Below are 20,435 nucleotides of genomic sequence, written 5' to 3' on the forward strand. Positions count from 1 at the left end.
GTCCCTTTTCCCTCCCCCTTTTTATCCCGCAAACGCCTGATTGGTGCGGAATCATAATTAACTAAAGGTGAACAAATCCCACTGATTACAGTTTCACTTTACCTTTCTCAATTCCATGAACATAGTTTACAATTTCATTACTCTTTAACAAACAAATGCAACCTCTACTTTCAATATGTATATACTACCTATTAATATGTTTCTACTCTTAGTTTAGCAAATCCTCAAAAAAATAATAAAAGAAATATACTATCTTCTTCATAAAAATAAAAAAATGAGTTATAATATTATTGTAAATATTTTTACTTTTCTGCATTCAACGAGACAAGAAAAGGATGTGATGTTATGGGATTCCCAAAAGTTGAGCGCTTGCTCATCAATTATAAAACATTAGACGAATTTAAAAAATTTAAAGGTTGCGGAGCTCAAGAACTATCCATGTTAGAAGAATTACAGGCAAACATTATTGAAAACGATAGTGAATCTCCATTTTACGGTATTTATTATGGCGGATCACTAATTGCACGTATGAGTCTATATATGAAAAGGAACGGCGGAGAACCATTCGAAATTACAGGTACTTACCTAGAACTCTATAAACTTGAAGTGTTACCAACTTTCCAAAAACAAGGATTCGGAGAAATGCTTGTAAATTATGCGAAGGGGCTACAGTTCCCAATTAAAACGATCGCACGTATCCATTCAGCTGGTTTTTGGGATAAATTAAATTTCCAGCCTGTATCAGTACCTGATGGTGATTTTTATGTTTGGAACCCAGAAACAAATTTGAATACGGTTACAAACGAAGAGTCTGCATAAGAAATAAAAAAACAGCTACATAGCAGCTGTTTTTTTATTTCTTTAACTTTTCTAATTTCCCATTTGAACGAGCGCTATTTCTTTCCGCTACCATTACACTTCTTTTTTGATCGATATAATCAAGCAATGTTCTATACTCTTCCTCATATACTGATAATCGCTCCAAAAGACTCTCTCTCTCTGTTTGTAACGATTCAATTTGCTGTTGCAACACCATTAAAGAGTTTTCATCTTTATAATTTTGCAAGAAATCAATAACATCATTCAATGTAATTGACGTAGGCTCTACTACCTTTGTCTCTTTTACTTCATAATTTTCTACTTTACGTAGTTGCTTCGCTTCTTCAATACGTTCTTTGTATTGCTTTCTAACGTAAGAATTCCATCTAAAGCCACATGCTGCTGGTGTACGAGATAAATGTCTTCCCACTTCTTTAAAGGCAGATAATTGCGTTCCACCTTCTCGAATATGCCGGAGTACTACTTCTGCCAGAAGCAAATCTTCATCATCAGTCCAAGCATCTTGTCTTGTTGTCGCCATCTCTCTAGTCCTCCCTATGCATTTTTTATTAAGCATATGCAGTTACTAGAAAAGATAGAATACAACAAATAAAGAATAAGACAAAAAAATAAACGCAGAAGATATCTTCTACGTTTATTTTCCCGCAATTACTTGCTGATTACTTCTTTACCTTTGTAAGTACCGCATGCTTTACATACACGGTGAGCTAATTTCGCTTCACCACAGCTTGGGCACTCTACCATACCAGGTACTGATAATTTGAAATGCGTACGACGCTTTCTTTTTACTGTTTTAGAAGTTCTTCTAAAAGGTACAGCCATTCTTCCCACCTCCTTAAAAGAAATAGTTATTTTCATATGAAGGCCTAAACCAGTCTTCCGATTATTTGTCAAAAAACTTTGCAAGTCCTGCTAATCGTGGATCAACAGTCTTTTCTTTGTTTTCTTCCGAAATCACTTGCCAGTCTTGACCTTGCATCGGTGCTCCACCAGAAACATCATCACTGAAAATTTGCATTGGAATCTCCAAAAGTATATTTTCCTTGATTACGGGCAGTAAGTCAAGTACTTCTCCTTCTAAACAATGAATTTCAGCTTCAGTTTCAAATTCTTCTTGTGAAGTTTGGAACACCTCAGTTGTTTTAATGTCAAATGGTAATGTCACATCTACTAAAGAGCGAGAACATGGTAAAACCATGCTTCCAGTTATATGTAGATGGAACGTAAACTTACCGGAGCCAAAATCAACTCTTCCTGTTACATGAGCAGGATTAATTTCACGAATATCTTTCTCGACCTCTTGTAGCTCACTTACATCTACCATCTCATCCAATGTCAATCCTTTATTTCTCAATTTATTCAATTGATGGATGGACCATTTCATATCATATCACCTCAAGGCAACAAACAAAATTATAGCTAGCCATTTTATATTTGTCAATGTTTTTTCTTTACACTATAATGAAGTCATCATAGTAAATAATATATAGAGTATCACGTTTTTGAAAAAGATGCTACATCGAAAGGAGAGATTACCATAAAAGCCAGTGGTATTGTTGTTGAATATAACCCTTTTCATAACGGTCATGATTATCATGTGCAACAAACAAAAAAGTTAACACACGCCGATATTACAATCGCTGTTATGAGTGGCCCTTTTTTACAGCGTGGTGAGCCAGCACTCATATCCAAATGGTATCGTACCAAAATGGCCTTATCATGCGGTGTAGACCTTGTTGTAGAGCTTCCATACGCCTTCTCAACACAAAAGGCTGAAACCTTTGCAAATGGCGCTATTTCTATTTTAAACGCCCTGCGTGTTTCTGAAATTTGTTTCGGTAGTGAAGATGGGCAGATTGAAAATTTTCATAACACCATCTCTGTGCAAAAAAATGAAGAAGATACTTTTAATCGTCTTGTAAAGCAATTTATGAATGCAGGTAACAGTTACGCAAAAGCTACATCTGAAGCCTTCCTACACATTTTACCATCCGAAAAAAACATAGACATGTCACAACCGAATAACATATTAGGATTCCAATACATGAAATCAATTTTCTTACAAAATAGTTCTATGCAAGCACAAACGATAAAAAGATTCGCATCTCATTATCATGATGAAACATTTAGCGACCAACATATTGCAAGCGCAACTAGTATTCGTAAAAAACTTTTTAGCGAAAATAGTTCTTTTACAGAAATTGAGCCTTTTATCCCAAAAGCGACTGCTTCTCTTTTAGCAAGTTACAAACAAAACTACGGGATATTACATAATTGGGAACAATACTTTTCATTTTTCAAATACAAACTCATGACGATGTCTCCAGAAGACTTACGACATATATATGAAATAGAAGAAGGTTTAGAGCATCGTATTTTATCAAAAATACAAAACAGTTCCTCCTTCCATTCATTCATGGAAGCATTAAAAACGAAGCGTTATACATGGACTAGATTACAAAGAGCTTGTACACACATTTTAACAAATACAACAAAACAAGAAATACATAGCGCAAATATAGAGCAGCATGCACCGTACATTCGTCTACTAGGCATGTCACAAAAAGGACAAACTTACCTTTCAAAAAACAAGAAAAAAATAGAACTTCCCATCCTTACCCATACAAAAACATTTGACCATCCTACTTTACATATAGAGCGAAAAGCCAATTCTGTATATTTCTCCATCATGCAAGAACCATTACGAACACAACTACTAAAACAAGATGCAACACACCATCCAATTCGTTATGATGAAACAACTGCAAAATTTCTATAAAAAACCTCTCTTTTTCAGAGAGGTTTATTTTTTCTCGCCCATTTTTTCCAAATACAGCAATGCATCATCCAGCGTATCAACTGGTACAACTTTCATTTTTGTTTTAATATCTTTCGCAGCCTCAAGCGCATCTTTATAATTCGATTTCTCCGCACCTTTTTCATTTGGCGCAAAGAACACTTCAGCACCAGCATCACTTGCAGCAACCACTTTTTGCTGAATACCACCAATCGGACCAATTTCTCCCTTTTCATTTATCGTCCCTGTTCCAGCTATTTCATGCCCTCTTGTTAAATCATCTTCCACAAGTTGATTATATATTTCTAATGTAAACATTAGGCCTGCCGATGGTCCGCCTATTTCATGAGAATCAATTTTCACTTTCGGATCTACCATTAATTCTCTTTCAGTAACGATAGAAACCCCTATACCAACACGCCCATTTCCATTCGGAATGGTCTTTACATTTAAATTTTCTTTTAACTGTTTTCCATTTCTCTTGTACTCAATATTTACTGCTTCCCCTTCTTTTTTCCCTGTCATATATTCAATAAATTGCTCCGTCTTTTCAAATGTTTTTCCGTCGACAGCTATGATGACATCTCCAAGCTTAAGCTTTCCTTCTGACGGCATCCCTTTCGCTACTCCTGCAACCAATACACCTTTATTTTCAAAAGAAACAGTACGGTTTGCACGTTTATACGCATTATAGATTGCTGCATTTTGCGAATCTTTCATCGCATAATTTTGGCGAAATTGATATTCTTCATCACTCTCACCTTTTTGCAATATTTCTTCCGCTTTCGAAATATGTGTATATTTATTAAACTGTGCCGCTATTAAATTCACCACATTTGCTGGTCCCATTGAAACCGTAACAAGCATAAAATCACCGGATTCTTTCGTTCCACCCTCAACTTGAACGTAAGGCTCTAATTTAGCCGCCATTCCTGGTTTTGTTACATAATACGGTAAACGTACGTAAACAAGTAACATCGCCAATATAACCCCTATTAAAATTGCATATATAAACCGAAAACGCTTAAACATTATGTTTCTCCTTCCACTGCTCAATTAATAAATAAATATTTGCAACATGTTTTTCCGCCTCTACTTCTCCAACTCGAATAATGTCTTCAATGTTTGTAAAAGCACGTGAACTAAATTGTTCTACAGCTGGTCGCATCATTAAATCCGATGCAATTTGTCGATTCATCACCAGCTCATGTTGCATAATTTCAATACTCTGCATAATTACATCATAAATAGACGTAACCTCTCCATTCACTTTAATCGGCGATACATCAACAGCAATAACAATATCGGCACCTAACTCTTTCACAACCGATACTGGAATGCGATCAATTACTCCGCCATCCACCAATAATCGTCCATCTATCTTTTCTGGTACAAACACTCCAGGTACAGATATGCTAGCTCTCACAGCCTCTGCAACAGGACCACTTGTAAAAACTACTTTTTCCCCCTTCAAGATGTCAGTAGCCACAACAGCCGTCGGGATATCTAACTCTTCTAAATTTTTATTATATGTAAACATTTTAATCATATCTTTGACACGTTTTCCAGCAATAAATCCCATTTTTGGAACTGTAAAATCTAAATAATATTTCCTCTTAAAAACATTTGCCAGTTTATACAACCTTTCAACGTTTGAGCTAGCTGCATAAAACGTACCTACTAAAGCCCCCATACTACTTCCTGCAATCATATGAATCGGTATACCATTTTCTCTTAAAACTTTTATAACACCAATATGCGCAAACCCTTTTGCGCCCCCAGATCCAAGAGCTAAACCAATTTTCGGTTCTTTCATTTTTCTCACCCTTTAATTTTTTTCATTCCTTTTTCATACTTATGGTCTAAATGCACTACGTATCCACGTATACTGAAATGAACGTTTTTTGGGACAAAGGGGGATTCACTTACATGTATGAAAAATGGAAAACGGCTTTTCTTACCCTATCAACACTATTTTTAACCTTTTCTCTTGTACTTCACCCCCAAGCTGCTTTGCAAGCTTCCATTCGAGGGTTAAATATATGGTGGGAAGTTGTATTCCCTTCACTTTTACCGTTTTTCATCATTGCGGAACTTCTAATTAGTATTGGTGTTGTAAAATTTATAGGTGTTATATTAGAACCACTCATGCGACCACTTTTTCGCGTTCCAGGGATAGGCGGATTTGTTTGGGCAATGGGAATGGCTTCTGGATTCCCTGCTGGCGCCAAATTAAGCGCTAGACTACGTAAAAGTAATCAGCTAACACAAATCGAAGCAGAACGCCTCGTATCTTTTACAAACTCATCTAATCCACTTTTTATTTTTGGAGCTGTTTCTATCGGTTTTTTCAATAATCCGAAATTAGGAATCGTATTAGCTGCTGCACATTATTTAAGTAACTTTGCCGTCGGGTTATTGATGCGTTTTTACGGCAATAACAATATTTCCACGAAGGATCAACATCCTACTAAAAAACGTCCTTTTCAAAACCCTTTTTCAGTCCTACACGAGACGCGCATGCAAGAAAAAAGACCATTAGGAAAATTACTTGGGGACGCTATCGTTTCTTCTATTCAAACGTTACTTATGATTGGTGGATTTATTATTTTATTCTCTGTTTTAAATAAAATGATTACTGTATTTCATATTACAGCAGCACTTTCTTTTATTATGCAACATATTTTATCATTCTTCCAACTAACTACAGAATTTAGTATTCCAATCTTATCAGGCATTTTTGAAATGACACTCGGTAGCCAAATGATTAGTCAAATAAATGAAACACCCCTCCTGCAGCAAGCTATGGTAACAAGCTTTATTTTAGCGTTTAGCGGCCTTTCTATTCAGGCACAAGTTGCTAGCATATTAGCTGAAACAGACATCCGATTTAAGCCCTATTTTTTCGCACGAATTATCCAAAGTATTCTGGCTCCTATTTTTACTTTTATATTTTGGAAACCATTTTATGAAAAAGTAAGCTCTTTTTCACCTATGCAAAAAGATATCCCCGTATTTTTATCGAATCATTCTTCTATACTGCAAGAAATTTGGACATCTTTTGTACACTATGGACCGATCTTTACTTTATTTTGTTTATATGTATATGTTATCTTATTATTTTTTCGTAGCAACAAAGAAAAACCCCGTTCACTTTAACGGGGTTTGAAACTTTTCTTTTAAAGCACGTTCTACAACAGGAGGTACAAGATCTACTACGCTTCCTCCATATCTCGCAACTTCTTTTACAATGCTCGAGCTTAAAAATGAATATTGGTTATTTGTCATAATAAAAAAGGTTTCAATATTTTCATCTAATTTTCGATTCATAGAAGTAATTTGCATCTCATATTCAAAATCAGAAACCGCTCGTAACCCACGCAAAATCGCGTTTGCATTACGCATTTTCGCATACTCCACTAGTAGTCCACTATGTGAATCTACTTTTACATTCGGGATATCCTTTGTTGCTTCTCGAATTAAATCTAAGCGCTCTTCAACTGAAAAGAACGGTTTTTTTGACGAGTTGTTTAAAACTACTACGTATACCTCATCAAATACTTTTGCTCCCCTTTTAATAATATCCAGATGCCCAAGGGTAATTGGATCAAAACTTCCCGAAGAAATAGCTATACTAGTCATTCCGTCCCCTCACCTTCATACTTATAAATCGATATTGCTGTAATCCCATAATTTTCAGCTCTTACTTTTACAAGACCCCCTATAGAATCAGGTAAAACCACATCATTACCATGCTCTGACATAATTAATCCATCTCTATGTAGCAATCCATGTTGATCCATCACACTAATTAAAGATACAATTTTTTGATCTTTATATGGAGGATCAATTAATATAAGATCGAATGATATTTCACGTTTTATAAGAGCCTTTACCGCACGTTCTGCATCATTTCGATATACTTCAGCTTGTTCCTGTATTCGACAACTTTCTAAATTTTGATGGATTACTTTTATCGCTTTATTATCTCGATCAACAAAAATTGCTTTATCAATCCCTCTACTTATAGCCTCGATTCCAAGACCACCACTACCGCCAAATAAATCAAGAGCGATACCACCATCAAAATAAGGACCTATCATATTAAAGATTGATTCTTTTACTTTATCTGTCGTTGGACGTGTTGTATTACCTGGCACCGCTTTTAGTGGATGCCCTTTACATTTTCCTGAAACTACTCTCATCTGTTGTCACTACCTTTATTTCAATCTATCGAGCAATTATAGAAAACCTTTCTCCATTCGGTAACCGCTACCAAACTATACTATTCCATGAAATTTTCCATTCATTTCTCAACGAACAATAGGAGAACTTTGGCTTAAAATAATCGCTCTGCATTTTTATGTATTCATCTCACCATGCGCTAACACGAACCCATTATGTATATTCGTTTCACTTTATCTTTTTTATCCTATCATAAAATAAAAAAAAGAAAAATAAAAAGCCAAACATAAAATTTAATTTCATGATGTATATCTTCATTTAGATTGGACATAAATAATTATAACAACATCACCTTCGATGTTGTTGCCAACCGCGGAGAAGACTTACGTTTCCCCATAAGTTCTTCCTCCGGTTTCTCCTCTCCCTTTGCCTTCTTACTAGTACATGCTAGTATAAGAAGGGCCCTGCTTTGCAGGGTTTTTTTTCTTTGTCTACTTTTCATTTAAAAAGTGAGATGGTACAGTAAGTAAAAGAAAGAGGAGGAAAAAATATGATTCAACGCTTTATAGAACTCGGAGAAGGCTACTCTGATTTATATGAATTACTTGAAATTGCCAAAGCAAATCAAGAACGTATAACACATATGTTACAATTTGAAACGATTAAAAATGAAAAAAAAGTGTGCTCACTTGTTGTAATATTAAAACCAACTACTACTGGTGATTTCCAACCATTATACATATGTCGTGAAGGCATTCCTGTACTTGAAAATAAAAAAAGTAAACGCGGCATTTTATTTGAAGAAACGGCAGAACAACTAGGAAGAAAAGTGACTACCTTTACGGTAAAACCATCCACAACTTTCCCAGAAAAAGAACTGTTTTTCAATCATTTAATTGGTATTTTACGAATGAATAATTTCATTCCTCCAATGAAATAAAGTGTTATTTCAAGTAAAAAAATCCCCTACTAAAATTAGCAGGGGATTTTTTCTATTAACTATAATCGTATTCTTTTGCCCGATCAGGACGTGAATTTTCAAATTCCGTTTTTAAATACGGGCGGTACGACTGTTCTATCTTCTTCACAAAAGGAAGTTTGTTCAACTTTTGCATCATATGCTCAATTTGTTCCATATCACAATATACTACTGCGTATTTTAAGCGTTTTGATATGTAATGTATGTTACCATATTTCCTTAAAATCTTGGCATGTTTCAATGAATGTAAATAAACAATCATACTTTGTCGTTGCCCGAACATAATCTTCTCCATCTTCTCCTTTTAAAAACATATATTTTATATTTTATGAAAACCAATCAGAAATTTATGACATTACAGGACAAACTCTGTATACGTTTTCTTCTATCTTCTAAAAAACGGGGTAATTTACCCCGTTTTACAGCCACAACCTCCGCCGGTACCACAACCGCCACCACAGCCACCAGCATCAAAAAATGGATTTCCTGTTGGAACTTTAATGGAAGAAGATACCTCAGAACCGATTGCTACACTAACTTCATCTAACAACTTTTGCAAAGCTGTTTCTACTCGTTTAAAAGCTGCAACCTTATCATGTAAGTCTACAGAACGCTTTAACTCCCTCATTTTCGTCGAAACGAAAGTATAATCAGGATGGTATTTACCGAAACGTTGCACTTCTTCATATCGTTCTTTCATCGCTGTAAATTGCTGAATTAACGTCTGAACTTCCATATCTTCATGCAATTCTTTATAACACTTACGATAGTCTTCTGCTATATCTGAACAGATAATCGCTTTTGCAAGCTGCTCTGCCTTATCTAATATCAATACGCTTTCCAGCGTCGCTACAATCATGAGAGACACCTCCGAGTATTCATCATACCACATTTAGAATAGAACTACTAATTGAAGTGTCTCACTAAACAGAAAGATATCACTCTAACTATTTTCCGTATAATCCCAGCACATACTTATACATTAATATGTTCCGCAATATTATATTTCAGAACATCCCATTTCCCACTATTTTCTTTCACATAACTAATACATGCATTTTTTAATGGTGTCTTAAACGAAATATCTTCCGGTGCAATTGCATGTAAAATTGCTTTTATCGCATGTGAATGAGCTACAATGATAATACGTTTGCCAGAATGGGTTTCTGCAACATCTTTTATAGCAGCAAAGCAACGAGTTACAATCTCTTCATCTTGCTCCATACCTTCTACTTTACCTTCTGCAATTAGCTCCCTAACAGTCGCAACCGGCTTCCCAGAAGCTTCACCAAAATTACGTTCAACAAATCGCTCATCTAATAAAATCGATTGCAATCCTGCAGCCCCTGCAATTTCCTTAGCTGTTTCGTGCGCTCTAATTAATGGGCTACTTATAATTACATCCCATGCTTCCGCTTGCAAAGCAACTGCACTTTGACTTGCTTGCTTCTTTCCCACTTCATTAAGTGGAATATCTTCACGTCCCTGAATAATCTCTTGAAAATTCCAATCAGTTTGTCCATGTCGTACTAAACAAATTTCCGTCATGCTCATGCTGCAACTCCTTTTTAAATAATCCGCTTCTATTGTATCAAAAGTTCTGCATGACGGACATAGTTTTCCCTTCCAATTATGTTGTATTTTGCTGCTTCATATACTGAAACATATCGATCATAATGGAGGCAACTGCCAATTGGTTTTGAAATTTCTCAACTTTATCTGGTATCGTTTTTTTGAAATGCTGCATAGCCGCTAACTCAAATGCCTCTTTTTCTTCAGGGTTTCGCGTTAGTTTTCTATACCAGTACGGTTGTTCCCTAATATAGCGAGATAAATCCTCATCAGCCTTTATAAACTCCATAATTTCTGCTCTCATCCGCTTTCCCCCTAATCCTTCTGAAAGAAAAATGGATTATTTTCGGAAGTACTTTCTTCTTGCCGCGCGGGCTTCCCTTGAAATTGTTGAAAAACTTGTTGCACACTACCAATAGCACTCGTCACATTAGCTAAATGGTGTTGCATCTGTTCCATATCTAGCTTTTTAAAGAAAGAAAGCATTTGTCCCATCACATCAGCAGTTTTTTCCTCTTCAGTTCGATTATCTTTTTCTTTTTCTTTTTCTTGTTTATTTTCTTTTACCGAAGAAAAAGCTGGCGCTCCATCAGGCCTAAAAGTTGCCCATATCGGATCTTCTTCACCAAGTAAGTACCATTCTTCATAAAACTGTTGCCAAGTTTTGTGACCACTTCTAACCTCATGAACCATTTTAGGGTGATGGTTTACAAACTCTTTAAACTGTTGAACCGATGGATGTAACGGTCCTTTTGTTGTTGGCATAATCCTCACCTCTTCATGTATATCTACTATATAGTAAGAAAAAAAAGGCACATGGTTCGCCTATTTTTAGACGATTCATGCACCTTTTTATCCTGCTATTTGCATACGGTAAGATTCCGACCTACACTTCAGTGAATACGAAGTACTTAAACGTGAGGTTTCCCCTACACAACTTAAAATTTCACTTTATTTTCGAATAAAGTTTTGTGTATAAAACTTATCGTATACCCCAACACCTAATCCTGTAAATTGTTCATTTAATACATTCTTTCTATGCCCTTCACTATTTAACCAACCTTGCACCGCCGCAATTCCATCACTATGTTGCGCCGCTATGTTCTCACCAGCAAGTTGAAACCCTACTTTCCCGCGCTGTAAACGATCTCCTAACGTACCTAGTGTAGGTGAATCGTGTGAAAAGTAATTATTATCCTTCATATCTTTACTATGCCCTATAGCCACCTCTGCTGTTTGTTGATCCCAAGCTAACAGCGGTAACTTATGGCGACTTCGAATAATATTTGTTAAATCAAAAATTTGTTGCATATTCCCATTCTCTATTTGTTTCATTTTATCTGGAGTCAATGGTTGTTCAGCTAGTAATTCACCCGAATAAACAAGCTGATACGGTCTTTGGCGTAATAACGTTTCATCATCCATATAACGAACACCAACAAGCTCATGTGTAAAATGATCAAAATATAATTGTGCCCAGCCATCTTCTACAGGTATTAATGGTTGTTCCATCACTTCCGTGTCAGATAACTCAAATTGATAACTATTTTTCCCTCTTTTTAACGAAATCTCATGCGAGAGTGGATTCTTTTTATACACTTCTTCATACTTTTCATTTATATAATAAGGCGGCACCTTAACCTGCTCACCAGCAACATACGCCGTTACAACTTTTCGTTCTGCAACTCCAAATTGAACATACTTAGTTAAATCTTGATTATATACCCACCATTCATATCCGTAAGCAGATGGCTCTATTCGAGATGGTTCGCCCCATTTTGCTAATAAATTTTCAGAGTCCCCACCAATCATATTTAAAACAGTATCGGAAGAGTCTTCATTTACTTGTTTTTTCTTTTTCACAATTTTATTTTCTTGCTTTGATTGAGATGGGGTTAATATATATTGTGAAACGAGTAATTTCCCGTATAAATCAACAGCTAAAATTAAAAATGTAATCATTACGATACGCAATAATTTCTTCAATCGATATACCTCCTGCACAAAACATAAAATTGAGATATACACAAATCCTTTTCTTTCCTTTTTTGTGTGTACCGTACTCTTTTCACTATATCATATTTTCGCAAAAAAAGTCTGGATTCTACCTTTTCTCTCAATATGAATTGCACTTTCTTATTATTCATACTATTATAAAAATGATGATGTAACATGAAAAGAGGAGGTATTATATGCAATTTACAAATACGAAATTTAATGGGGCAGTCGTTGATTTAACACTATTAACAGAGATTATGGAAAAGAACCATTTTGTACTTGCTGGACAGTGGGATTATGAACGAGTTACATACGATTATAAATTTGAAATATTAAATGATATTTATTATTTGCGCGTACAAGGTTTGGCTGTTGAAGGTGATGTTGGTAGCAGACACGCTGAAATAAAGCTACTTCCTCCCTTATTAGGAAAACATTATTATCCTCACGGCGTTGAATATGGTGATGGTGAAACTTTCCCAACGAATGTACTTCAAAAAAGCGAACAACTCCTACAAAATATCGAAAAAGAGTTAAAAGAGTTCCAAATCATTGAGTAAATAGAAAAAGCGCATCATATTGATGCGCTTTTTCTATTTATCTTACTTAAGAATGAATCGTCTTTTTGACTGGATACCCATAAATAGTTCCATCCTTTACTTTAATCTCATCTTCCCAAGGAACCTTATATTTACCTTCAGCTAAATCTTTTACAAACGTATACGGGTTTTCTTTCACCCCTCCAGGAGTCGCTACATATCCCCTTGAACCTAAATTATATATATTATTTTCGAGACCCCATCCTAATCTAGCCTGATCTGCTAGCTCTGGATATACTTCGGCAGTAACAATCTCCCAAGGATTTCGGTGTCCCTGCACTAAAGTAGTCCCATCAAAATTACAAACTTGTCCTTCACCAAAGTAATAAAATACCCCATCATAACCCGCTAAGTTCACTGACAATGTATACATTAAGTTTTGCCATGCATTCGAACGATTAGTTAACATCCATTGTTCACTAACTTGTGTGCTATATCCAGAAATACGAATCAAGACATTTGCACCTTTATAAGCTGCTTCACGAGCTACTTCAGGAAACATACCATCATGACAAATACAAACAGCTAATTTACTTCCTCCAGGTCCATCACAAACAGGTAAGCCTAAATCTCCAGCTTTCCAAGGTTCGACTGGCACCCAAGGATTTAGCTTACGATACTTCAAAATCATTTCACCTTGTGGATCAATAATTATTGCTGTATTATACGGTTCTCCACCATCAGGGTTTCTTTCCATTATAGAAAAAACACCATATACCTCAGACTCTTTACATGCCTCAGCAAACAAGTCTATTTCTGGCCCAGGAACTGTACATAAAAACTCTTCTGTAGTCCATTTTTTTGTATTAAGCCCTTGTGTACTATATTCTGGAAATACTATCAATTCCAATCCAGGATACCCTGATTTAGTTGAATGAATTGTTTTTATGATCTGTTTAATTTGTTTATCAATGTCTGCACGTGACTCTACTACCGGTACTGGATATTGTATTAATGCTGTTAAAAAACCACTAATTGGCTTTACCATACTTCCACTACTACCCATTTAAATTCCCCCTTAAAATAGTTCTTGTTTATTAAAGATAACAATATAAATTTGTAACTCTCTAAAAAACTTGCACTACACATGGAATCATTACGTATTAAAGCTAGTAGTAAATCTTATATCCACTTTTAGTACATGCCTACACTAACTTAACATGAATAAATTGAAAATTCAATCTTTTTATAGTTTACTAAAACTAAAAAAGTGTATGGAAACCCATACACTTTTTTACTTAGTCTGTAAATATGGCGGTAATTGTTGCAACTGCTCTTTATCTTTTTCACGTTCTCTACGTGCCCACCTAAAAAATACATAACCAATAATCGTACCGTACACTATTTCCTGGACAATTTTCATAATGATGCCACCTGTTTGTTGATCTTGTACGACTGGCATCCAGTGTAAAAATTCTGGTCCAGTTATATTTAAATCAGATAAAGTTCCCGCTGGTACACATAGTTCCATCGCCTTCATCCAAGCAGCCGGATCCGTATACGTTGCAAATAATGGCGCCGTCGCAAAAATGATTAACGCGCAAGCTGGCGTTAATAATATACCGTTAGCAAACATATAACCCAGTTTCTTTATATCACTTAACGTTTGATATTCTGGTAATGGATTTAGCATCGGCCACCACATCATGATTGCCGTAAAGAACAATATAGCGAGACAAATAGGATGAGCAATTTGACTTTGTTTTACTGTATCAAAAACAACTGGTAAATGATAAAAAGAAAACAGGCCATTAAATACAAACAATGCAATAAGTGGCTTAGCAAATATCTTCAATATAATTTGAACGAACTTAAAAGAAGTAATATAACGATATAACCAAACTGGTATACCAAGCAACAATAACGGTGGAACTGCAATATACATAACTGCCATTTCAAACATATGTGCACTAAATATAATATGACCAATTAAATCAATAGGCCCTCCCTTTACAAAATACAAAAGAACAATCCCGGTCGTAAAATAAAAAACTTGCTTCTTACTTACCTTTTTCGCATGTTCAAATCGCATTCTATATGGCCCAATAATTAAAAAGTACCCGATAAGGATCGAAAGCATAAATAGTAAAAAGATTGGACTCCATAGAGCTTGAAAACCAAATATCCACAAGTTACTCATTGTCACACCTACCTTCTTAAGGTTATCCTTTCACATAACATGAAGAGGGAGCTGTGACGACACAAGCTCCCTTATTCTTCACTTTTCAAATCCACACAATTGTCATAAAAGCTAAAATTGTAATTAACCCGATCAACAGACCAGAATAAAGAAAGAAACTTGCCGCTTCATGTCCTTTATGACTCATATGCATAAAATAATACAATTGAAAAATTACTTGTACCACTGCTAATAGTAAAATAAATGGTACTGAGAAAGTCGGACTAAAAGTTTTCGGATATGCGACTGCTGCAAATGCAACTAATGTTAAAAAAATCATTAATGCAAATGTAATAACTTGATGCTTCATTTCCTCCGCACTTTTTCTCTTCCGATAAACAAGATCAACTTTAGGATTATTCATTTGCTTTATCGCCATTGTTTATCCCACCATTCCCATCAAATATACTACAGTGAAAATAAACACCCAAACTACGTCAATAAAGTGCCAATAAATCGATGCAACATAAAACTTCGGTGCATTGTATAAATTTAGACCTCTCTTCGCATTTCTAAAGATTAATGTTAAAATCCAACATAATCCAAACAATACGTGGAGACCATGTGTACCAACAAGAGCATAAAACGCGGAACCAAATGCACTACTTCTCATAGTATGCTTAAATTCATGCGTATAATGATAAAACTCATATATCTCAAATGCTAAAAACCCTAAACCTAGCAACACTGTTACTAATAGCCAAAGTTGCATTTTCTTAAAGTTAAAGTTTTTCATATGATACATCGCATATACGCTCGTTAAGCTACTCGTTAATAAAAGCATCGTCATAATGAAAACGAGTGGCATTTGGAACATCTCTTGAGATGTTGGTCCACCATTTGTAGAATTCTTTAACGCTAAATATGTGCCAAACAAGGAAGCGAACAATACTGTTTCGCCTCCAAGAAATAACCAAAAACCGACGAACTTATTTTTTCCCTCAAGGGTTGCTTTTTCAGGCTCTGCTGGAAATGTTTCATTCGTTAATTTTTCATCTACATGCATTATGCCTTGCCCCCCTTATCTTCTAAATCTTCCTTATGAATATGATATCCATGATCATCGATTACTGAACGTAGGAACATTGTACCAAATGCAATGATTAAACCGATAATTGCTACTAATAACCAAAACTTATCTTTTCCACCCTGCATATACATTGCACCGAATGCCGCTATAAACAATCCTAAAGAAATGATAAATGGTGAAAACGATGGATTTGGCATATGAATATCACCAATTGGTTCCGCCGCTGTCATCTCTTTATTCCCTTCACGTTTTTCAATCCAAAACGGATCTAACCCGCGAACAAATGGTAATTGTTTAAAGTTATATTCTGGTGTTGGTGCTGGCATTGTCCATTCTAATGTACGTGCATCCCATGGATCACGACCAGCCTTTTCTTTTGAAACTGTCGTTTTAATTACATTGAATAGAAGAACAATCGTTCCAAGAGCCATAAATACCGCTCCAATAGAACTAATCATATTCCCCATTTCCAGCCCTTGGCCTTCAAGATATGTGTAGTAACGACGTGGCATACCAATTAAACCAAGGAAATGCTGTATGAAGAACGTTAAATGGAAACCGATAAAGAATAGCCAAAATGTTATCTTTCCTAATGTTTCATTCAATACTTTATTAAACATCAGTGGCCAATAATAATGAGCTCCTGCAAGTAAACCAAATACAACACCGCCGACAATTACATAATGAAAGTGAGCTACTACGAAATAGTTATCATGAAATTGATAATCCGCTGGTGCAGATGCTAGCATAACACCTGTAACTCCACCCATTACGAATGATGGAATGAAAGCTACTGCCCACATCATCGGTGTCGTAAAACGAATACTTCCTCCCCACATCGTAAAGAGCCAGTTGAATATTTTAATACCGGTCGGTACTGCAATCGCCATTGTTGCAACTGAGAAAATAGCATTTGCAACTGGACCAAGTCCAACAGTAAACATATGATGCGCCCATACCATAAATCCTAAGAATCCAATTAATACTGTCGCGAACACCATCGACGAATAACCAAATAATCGTTTTTTCGAAAATGTCGCGAAGATTTCTGAGAATATTCCGAAAGCTGGGAGTATAAGAATGTATACTTCTGGATGACCGAAAATCCAGAATAAATGCTCCCATATAATTGTATTCCCGCCCAATGCTGGATTAAAGAAACTTGTTCCAAATAAACGATCTAACATTAAAAGTCCTAATCCTACAGTTAACGGTGGAAAAGCGAATAATATTAGAGAAGATGTTACAAATGTCGTCCATGTAAACATCGGCATACGCATATACGTCATTCCTGGCGCACGCATATTAATAATGGTTACAAGGAAGTTAATACCTCCAATTAATGTACCAATACCGGAGATTTGCAAGCCGAGTACATAAAAATCAACACCATGGCCTTTAGAGGCTAAAGCTAAAGATGCATAAGATGTCCAGCCTGCATCAGGTGCTCCACCTAAAAACCAACTTAAATTTAAAAATACTCCACCAAAGAAAAATAACCAAAATCCGAGTGAATTCAAAAACGGGAACGCTACATCACGTGCACCAATTTGAAGTGGTACAGCGGCGTTCATAAATGCAAACACGAGTGGCATAGCTGCGAGGAAAATCATTGTTGTACCGTGCATCGTTAATACTTGATTATAAGCATCCCCAACAAGAAAAGCGTTGTTAGGAATCGCTAATTGAAGGCGAATAAATAGAGCTTCTATTCCGCCTATTATAAAAAACAATCCACCTGCAATTAAATAGAGAATGGCAATCTTTTTATGGTCTACTGTCGTTAAATAATCCCATATGACAGCACCCATCCCCTGTTTTTTTGCTACAGAACTCACGTTTTCAACCTCCCCTTCGCGAATAATCCCTCTTTACTTTTCAACTTTTAACGTTTGTAAGTATGCATTTAATGCATCAATTTGATCATCCGTTAAGTTGCCATATTTACCAGTCATTTTATTTCCTGGTTTCATATTTTCAGGATCTTTCAGCCATTTTTTTAAGTTTTCTTCATTGTTTTCGGCAATACCGGCAACCATATCGCGATCCGCAAAGTTTGCTAAGTTTGGTGCGATACGAGCGGAAGGTGGTCTACTATCATTAGATCCAACTGCGTGACAACCAATACAGCTTTTATTAAATATTTCTTGGCCCTCTTGCGCCTTTGTTGAAGCTACTTCTTTCTTCCCATCAATCTTCTTCATATCAGCAAGCCACTTTTTGTACTCGCTTTCATCTAAAGCTTTCACTTTGAATTGCATTAAAGAATGTGATGGGCCGCAAAATTCTGTACAAAAACCATTATAAGTGCCCGATTTATCTGCCTTTAACCACATTTTGTTCACATTGTCTGTATTTGTATCCATTTTCCCAGCTAAAGATGGAACCCAAAACGAATGTTTAATATCGGCACCCTTCAAATTCAAATACACTTTCTTACCTGTGGGGATGACTAAATCTTGAGAAGTTACTATTTTTTCTGATTTATAAGAAAATTCCCACCAATAAAGATTCGCTGTTACATCAACAACGATAGTATCTTTATCAATATTCTTTTTCTCCATCGCACTTACATCAGCAAGTTTGAATGTATATGTAACCGTCGGAACAGCTAAGATTAACAAAAGAATAATCGGAATAACTGTCCAAATAATTTCTAGTTTGTGATTCCCTTCAACTTGCTCTGGAATATAATCTTCCTGACCTTTCTTTTGTCGGAAACGCACAATTACATATAAGAAAATAATAGTAACTACTAGTACTACTCCTACCATAATCGCAGTTGCTAGTAAGAGCAAATCATATTGCATTTTTGCTACTTCTCCTTGCGGAATTAAAGTAGATTGAAAGGCTTTACCGCATCCCCCTAACAGTAAAGCCAGCAGTGAAACGAACGAAAGCAGTCGCCACTGTTTCTTCATACAAACAACCCCCACTTTCCTTGTGAATTAGATTGTACTTTATAGTTAAGTAAAGTAAATCTCAACGTAAAGAAATCCAATTATGTCGTTGTCTTAGAAGAATGTAACTACAATCATTGATACAAATAAGATTGTTAAATAATTTAGGGAATAAACAAACATTTGTACGGACCATTTGATGTCATCTTGCTTACGGAAGCCATAAAATCCTAAAACGATCCATCCGATGTTTAACAATGTTGCAATTACCATAAATGTTATCCCTAGTCCACTCATATAAAATGGTAGTGGTAATAAACATACTGTCCAAATCATAATTTGGCGTTTCGTAATTTCAAATCCATGAACTACAGGAAGCATTGGAATTCCTGCATTTCGATATTCATCAACACGTTTCATCGCTAATGCGAGGAAATGTGGGATTTGCCAAATAAACATAATTAAAAATAACATCCAAGCAATTGGATGGCCTAAAGATGGATCGATTGCTGCCCATCCAATTAAAGGTGGAACTGCTCCAGATATACTACCTACAACAGTATTTAGTGTATACTTTCTCTTTGTCCATAACGTATATAAGACAACATATGTGAAAGCACCAATAAATCCCATTAATACTGCCATTGGTGTTGTTAATAATAAAAATACAAATCCAAGAAGTAATATAACTAGTCCAAATGTAAGTGCAAATCCCGGTTTATACTTCCCAGTAACTGTTGGACGGGTTTTTGTTCTTTCCATTAACGGGTCGATGTCTCGATCAATGTAGTTATTTAAACAACATACCCCTGCCATAATTAATCCAGAACCAACGATTGTAAAGAATAACTTATCCAGATTGTCCATCACACTTAATCCATTAAAATGTAATGCCAACCAAAATCCTGTAAATACAGTAAGTGTATTTGAGTTTACAATCCCCATTTTAACGAGCGCTGATAAATCTTGTAGCCGAGTTGTTTCCGGTACACTTGTAACAGCTGACTCATCATGCAGCTCACTTGTTGCATGGCTCATCACTTTAACCCCCTCTTAAAACTTTCATCTTTCTTTTTGCGCCTATTTCGAATGAAATATTTCGCTTCTATATAGCAATATTATTACAGTAGAAATATTGTTAATCCATTCTACTACTAATCTACGCCCATACTCCAATATATTAAATCATATTTCCCGAACATTTTGTGAAGAAAACATGAACTTTTTGTGTCGAATATAAAAACTTAATTCTTACTTGTCCTTATCATAACATGATGTTACCTTCTATAATAAACTTTTTTGTCATATTTAACACGTATTCTCCCCATATCTTTTCAAAATAGCCTGTTTTCCACC

25 protein-coding genes are annotated in these 20,435 nt (G+C 35.6%); 5 read left to right on the forward strand and 20 right to left on the reverse strand.

Features of this window, described 5'->3' with window-relative positions; translation table 11 throughout:
- Positions 1-345: 345 nt before the first annotated feature.
- A complete protein-coding gene (locus CER22_RS00800) occupies positions 346-819 on the forward strand; it encodes an N-acetyltransferase (RefSeq protein WP_000506704.1) in 474 nt (157 codons plus the stop codon).
- A gap of 34 nt (positions 820-853) precedes the next feature.
- Here the strand turns inward: CER22_RS00800 and CER22_RS00805 are convergent, their stop codons facing one another.
- From CER22_RS00805 to CER22_RS00815, 3 genes are all read right to left on the reverse strand, one after another.
- On the reverse strand, positions 854-1,360 hold the full coding sequence (locus CER22_RS00805; protein ID WP_000246481.1) for an RsfA family transcriptional regulator: 507 nt from the start codon (positions 1,358-1,360) through the stop codon (positions 854-856).
- 128 nt (positions 1,361-1,488) lie between these two features.
- A complete protein-coding gene (rpmF, locus tag CER22_RS00810; protein WP_001984764.1) occupies positions 1,489-1,662 on the reverse strand; it encodes a 50S ribosomal protein L32 in 174 nt (57 codons plus the stop codon).
- A 61-nt stretch (positions 1,663-1,723) separates the two neighbouring features.
- Positions 1,724-2,224 (reverse strand): YceD family protein, encoded by a 501-nt coding sequence (locus CER22_RS00815; protein ID WP_000872150.1) that lies wholly within the window; start codon positions 2,222-2,224, stop codon positions 1,724-1,726.
- 153 nt (positions 2,225-2,377) lie between these two features.
- Between CER22_RS00815 and CER22_RS00820 the strand changes: the two genes are divergently transcribed.
- Complete coding sequence (locus CER22_RS00820) at positions 2,378-3,619, forward strand: nucleotidyltransferase (RefSeq protein WP_176546123.1); 1,242 nt, start codon at positions 2,378-2,380, stop codon at positions 3,617-3,619.
- A 24-nt stretch (positions 3,620-3,643) separates the two neighbouring features.
- Here CER22_RS00820 and CER22_RS00825 read toward each other — a convergent pair whose 3' ends face one another.
- Both CER22_RS00825 and CER22_RS00830 read right to left on the reverse strand, forming a co-directional pair.
- A complete protein-coding gene (locus CER22_RS00825; protein ID WP_000476311.1) occupies positions 3,644-4,669 on the reverse strand; it encodes a SepM family pheromone-processing serine protease in 1,026 nt (341 codons plus the stop codon).
- A complete protein-coding gene (locus tag CER22_RS00830; protein ID WP_000662602.1) occupies positions 4,662-5,453 on the reverse strand; it encodes a patatin-like phospholipase family protein in 792 nt (263 codons plus the stop codon). Before CER22_RS00830 ends, CER22_RS00825 begins: the two co-directional genes overlap by 8 nt.
- A 113-nt stretch (positions 5,454-5,566) precedes the next feature.
- Between CER22_RS00830 and ylbJ the strand changes: the two genes are divergently transcribed.
- Complete coding sequence (gene ylbJ, locus CER22_RS00835; RefSeq protein WP_088064314.1) at positions 5,567-6,796, forward strand: sporulation integral membrane protein YlbJ; 1,230 nt, start codon at positions 5,567-5,569, stop codon at positions 6,794-6,796.
- Here the strand turns inward: ylbJ and coaD are convergent.
- Both coaD and rsmD read right to left on the reverse strand, forming a co-directional pair.
- Positions 6,788-7,279: a pantetheine-phosphate adenylyltransferase gene (coaD, locus tag CER22_RS00840; protein WP_000200598.1), complete on the reverse strand. Its 492-nt coding sequence runs from the start codon at positions 7,277-7,279 to the stop codon at positions 6,788-6,790. The genes ylbJ and coaD overlap by 9 nt on opposite strands.
- Entirely contained in the window at positions 7,276-7,842 is a 567-nt protein-coding gene (gene rsmD / locus CER22_RS00845) for a 16S rRNA (guanine(966)-N(2))-methyltransferase RsmD (RefSeq protein ID WP_088123314.1), read from the reverse strand. The genes coaD and rsmD overlap by 4 nt, the downstream gene beginning before the upstream one ends.
- 530 nt (positions 7,843-8,372) lie before the next feature.
- Here rsmD and CER22_RS00850 point away from each other — a divergent pair.
- Complete coding sequence (locus tag CER22_RS00850) at positions 8,373-8,762, forward strand: DUF7147 family protein (protein ID WP_088608076.1); 390 nt, start codon at positions 8,373-8,375, stop codon at positions 8,760-8,762.
- A gap of 55 nt (positions 8,763-8,817) precedes the next feature.
- On the opposite strand, the gene CER22_RS00855 is transcribed toward CER22_RS00850, so the two are convergent.
- The 6 genes from CER22_RS00855 to CER22_RS00880 form a co-directional block, all read right to left on the reverse strand.
- Complete coding sequence (locus CER22_RS00855) at positions 8,818-9,084, reverse strand: YlbG family protein (RefSeq protein ID WP_002080814.1); 267 nt, start codon at positions 9,082-9,084, stop codon at positions 8,818-8,820.
- A gap of 126 nt (positions 9,085-9,210) precedes the next feature.
- A complete protein-coding gene (locus tag CER22_RS00860) occupies positions 9,211-9,660 on the reverse strand; it encodes a YlbF family regulator (RefSeq protein ID WP_000634355.1) in 450 nt (149 codons plus the stop codon).
- 116 nt (positions 9,661-9,776) lie between these two features.
- Positions 9,777-10,349 (reverse strand): histidine phosphatase family protein, encoded by a 573-nt coding sequence (locus CER22_RS00865; protein WP_033657734.1) that lies wholly within the window; start codon positions 10,347-10,349, stop codon positions 9,777-9,779.
- Positions 10,350-10,431: 82 nt separating this feature from the next.
- Positions 10,432-10,677, reverse strand: coding sequence for a YlbE-like family protein (locus CER22_RS00870; RefSeq protein WP_001200991.1), 246 nt, complete (start codon positions 10,675-10,677; stop codon positions 10,432-10,434).
- 11 nt (positions 10,678-10,688) lie between these two features.
- Positions 10,689-11,138 carry a YlbD family protein gene (locus CER22_RS00875; protein ID WP_088608077.1) on the reverse strand — a complete coding sequence of 150 codons (450 nt, stop codon included), beginning with the start codon at positions 11,136-11,138 and terminating at the stop codon, positions 10,689-10,691.
- A 186-nt stretch (positions 11,139-11,324) separates the two neighbouring features.
- The gene (locus CER22_RS00880; RefSeq protein ID WP_000735384.1) at positions 11,325-12,359 is read right to left on the reverse strand and encodes a CAP domain-containing protein; all 1,035 of its coding nucleotides are present in this window, start codon (positions 12,357-12,359) and stop codon (positions 11,325-11,327) included.
- 206 nt (positions 12,360-12,565) lie between these two features.
- On the opposite strand from CER22_RS00880, the gene CER22_RS00885 reads away from it, so the two are divergent.
- The gene (locus CER22_RS00885) at positions 12,566-12,931 is read left to right on the forward strand and encodes a YugN family protein (protein WP_001160938.1); all 366 of its coding nucleotides are present in this window, start codon (positions 12,566-12,568) and stop codon (positions 12,929-12,931) included.
- 46 nt (positions 12,932-12,977) lie between these two features.
- On the opposite strand, the gene CER22_RS00890 is transcribed toward CER22_RS00885, so the two are convergent.
- From CER22_RS00890 to ctaB, 7 genes are all read right to left on the reverse strand, one after another.
- Positions 12,978-13,976, reverse strand: a complete 999-nt coding sequence (locus CER22_RS00890) for a formamidase (protein ID WP_088608078.1) — start codon at positions 13,974-13,976, stop codon at positions 12,978-12,980.
- 228 nt (positions 13,977-14,204) lie between these two features.
- Positions 14,205-15,110, reverse strand: coding sequence for a cytochrome c oxidase assembly factor CtaG (gene ctaG / locus CER22_RS00895; protein WP_000069010.1), 906 nt, complete (start codon positions 15,108-15,110; stop codon positions 14,205-14,207).
- A gap of 85 nt (positions 15,111-15,195) precedes the next feature.
- Complete coding sequence (gene ctaF / locus CER22_RS00900) at positions 15,196-15,528, reverse strand: cytochrome c oxidase subunit IVB (RefSeq protein ID WP_000985692.1); 333 nt, start codon at positions 15,526-15,528, stop codon at positions 15,196-15,198.
- Between the two features lie 3 nt (positions 15,529-15,531).
- Complete coding sequence (gene ctaE, locus CER22_RS00905; RefSeq protein ID WP_000557858.1) at positions 15,532-16,155, reverse strand: cytochrome c oxidase subunit III; 624 nt, start codon at positions 16,153-16,155, stop codon at positions 15,532-15,534.
- Positions 16,155-17,990, reverse strand: coding sequence for a cytochrome c oxidase subunit I (ctaD, locus tag CER22_RS00910; RefSeq protein ID WP_179211909.1), 1,836 nt, complete (start codon positions 17,988-17,990; stop codon positions 16,155-16,157). The genes ctaE and ctaD overlap by 1 nt, the downstream gene beginning before the upstream one ends.
- Before the next feature lie 60 nt (positions 17,991-18,050).
- A complete protein-coding gene (coxB, locus tag CER22_RS00915) occupies positions 18,051-19,100 on the reverse strand; it encodes a cytochrome c oxidase subunit II (RefSeq protein WP_000745278.1) in 1,050 nt (349 codons plus the stop codon).
- Positions 19,101-19,193: 93 nt separating this feature from the next.
- A complete protein-coding gene (ctaB, locus tag CER22_RS00920) occupies positions 19,194-20,117 on the reverse strand; it encodes a protoheme IX farnesyltransferase (protein WP_000017546.1) in 924 nt (307 codons plus the stop codon).
- Positions 20,118-20,435 lie beyond the last annotated feature (318 nt).

Origin of the sequence: Bacillus sp. K2I17 (assembly GCF_002209985.1) — a bacterium.
Lineage (GTDB): Bacteria > Bacillota > Bacilli > Bacillales > Bacillaceae_G > Bacillus_A > Bacillus_A wiedmannii.

Excerpts from the sequence above, each read along its gene's own strand:
- CER22_RS00885 (WP_001160938.1), top strand. The coding sequence starts at position 12,566 with ATGCAATTTACAAATACGAAATTTAATGGGGCAGTCGTTGATTTAACA.
- CER22_RS00860 (WP_000634355.1), bottom strand. The coding sequence starts at position 9,660 with ATGATTGTAGCGACGCTGGAAAGCGTATTGATATTAGATAAGGCAGAG.
- coaD (WP_000200598.1), bottom strand. The coding sequence starts at position 7,279 with ATGACTAGTATAGCTATTTCTTCGGGAAGTTTTGATCCAATTACCCTT.
- CER22_RS00805 (WP_000246481.1), bottom strand. The coding sequence starts at position 1,360 with ATGGCGACAACAAGACAAGATGCTTGGACTGATGATGAAGATTTGCTT.
- CER22_RS00815 (WP_000872150.1), bottom strand. The coding sequence starts at position 2,224 with ATGAAATGGTCCATCCATCAATTGAATAAATTGAGAAATAAAGGATTG.
- CER22_RS00825 (WP_000476311.1), bottom strand. The coding sequence starts at position 4,669 with ATGTTTAAGCGTTTTCGGTTTATATATGCAATTTTAATAGGGGTTATA.
- ctaB (WP_000017546.1), bottom strand. The coding sequence starts at position 20,117 with ATGAGCCATGCAACAAGTGAGCTGCATGATGAGTCAGCTGTTACAAGT.
- CER22_RS00850 (WP_088608076.1), top strand. The coding sequence starts at position 8,373 with ATGATTCAACGCTTTATAGAACTCGGAGAAGGCTACTCTGATTTATAT.
- ctaE (WP_000557858.1), bottom strand. The coding sequence starts at position 16,155 with ATGCATGTAGATGAAAAATTAACGAATGAAACATTTCCAGCAGAGCCT.
- CER22_RS00870 (WP_001200991.1), bottom strand. The coding sequence starts at position 10,677 with ATGAGAGCAGAAATTATGGAGTTTATAAAGGCTGATGAGGATTTATCT.
- CER22_RS00875 (WP_088608077.1), bottom strand. The coding sequence starts at position 11,138 with ATGCCAACAACAAAAGGACCGTTACATCCATCGGTTCAACAGTTTAAA.
- ctaD (WP_179211909.1), bottom strand. The coding sequence starts at position 17,990 with ATGGGTGCTGTCATATGGGATTATTTAACGACAGTAGACCATAAAAAG.
- CER22_RS00890 (WP_088608078.1), bottom strand. The coding sequence starts at position 13,976 with ATGGGTAGTAGTGGAAGTATGGTAAAGCCAATTAGTGGTTTTTTAACA.
- coxB (WP_000745278.1), bottom strand. The coding sequence starts at position 19,100 with ATGAAGAAACAGTGGCGACTGCTTTCGTTCGTTTCACTGCTGGCTTTA.
- CER22_RS00855 (WP_002080814.1), bottom strand. The coding sequence starts at position 9,084 with ATGTTCGGGCAACGACAAAGTATGATTGTTTATTTACATTCATTGAAA.
- ctaF (WP_000985692.1), bottom strand. The coding sequence starts at position 15,528 with ATGGCGATAAAGCAAATGAATAATCCTAAAGTTGATCTTGTTTATCGG.
- CER22_RS00865 (WP_033657734.1), bottom strand. The coding sequence starts at position 10,349 with ATGACGGAAATTTGTTTAGTACGACATGGACAAACTGATTGGAATTTT.
- CER22_RS00830 (WP_000662602.1), bottom strand. The coding sequence starts at position 5,453 with ATGAAAGAACCGAAAATTGGTTTAGCTCTTGGATCTGGGGGCGCAAAA.
- rsmD (WP_088123314.1), bottom strand. The coding sequence starts at position 7,842 with ATGAGAGTAGTTTCAGGAAAATGTAAAGGGCATCCACTAAAAGCGGTG.
- CER22_RS00800 (WP_000506704.1), top strand. The coding sequence starts at position 346 with ATGGGATTCCCAAAAGTTGAGCGCTTGCTCATCAATTATAAAACATTA.
- rpmF (WP_001984764.1), bottom strand. The coding sequence starts at position 1,662 with ATGGCTGTACCTTTTAGAAGAACTTCTAAAACAGTAAAAAGAAAGCGT.
- ylbJ (WP_088064314.1), top strand. The coding sequence starts at position 5,567 with ATGTATGAAAAATGGAAAACGGCTTTTCTTACCCTATCAACACTATTT.
- ctaG (WP_000069010.1), bottom strand. The coding sequence starts at position 15,110 with ATGAGTAACTTGTGGATATTTGGTTTTCAAGCTCTATGGAGTCCAATC.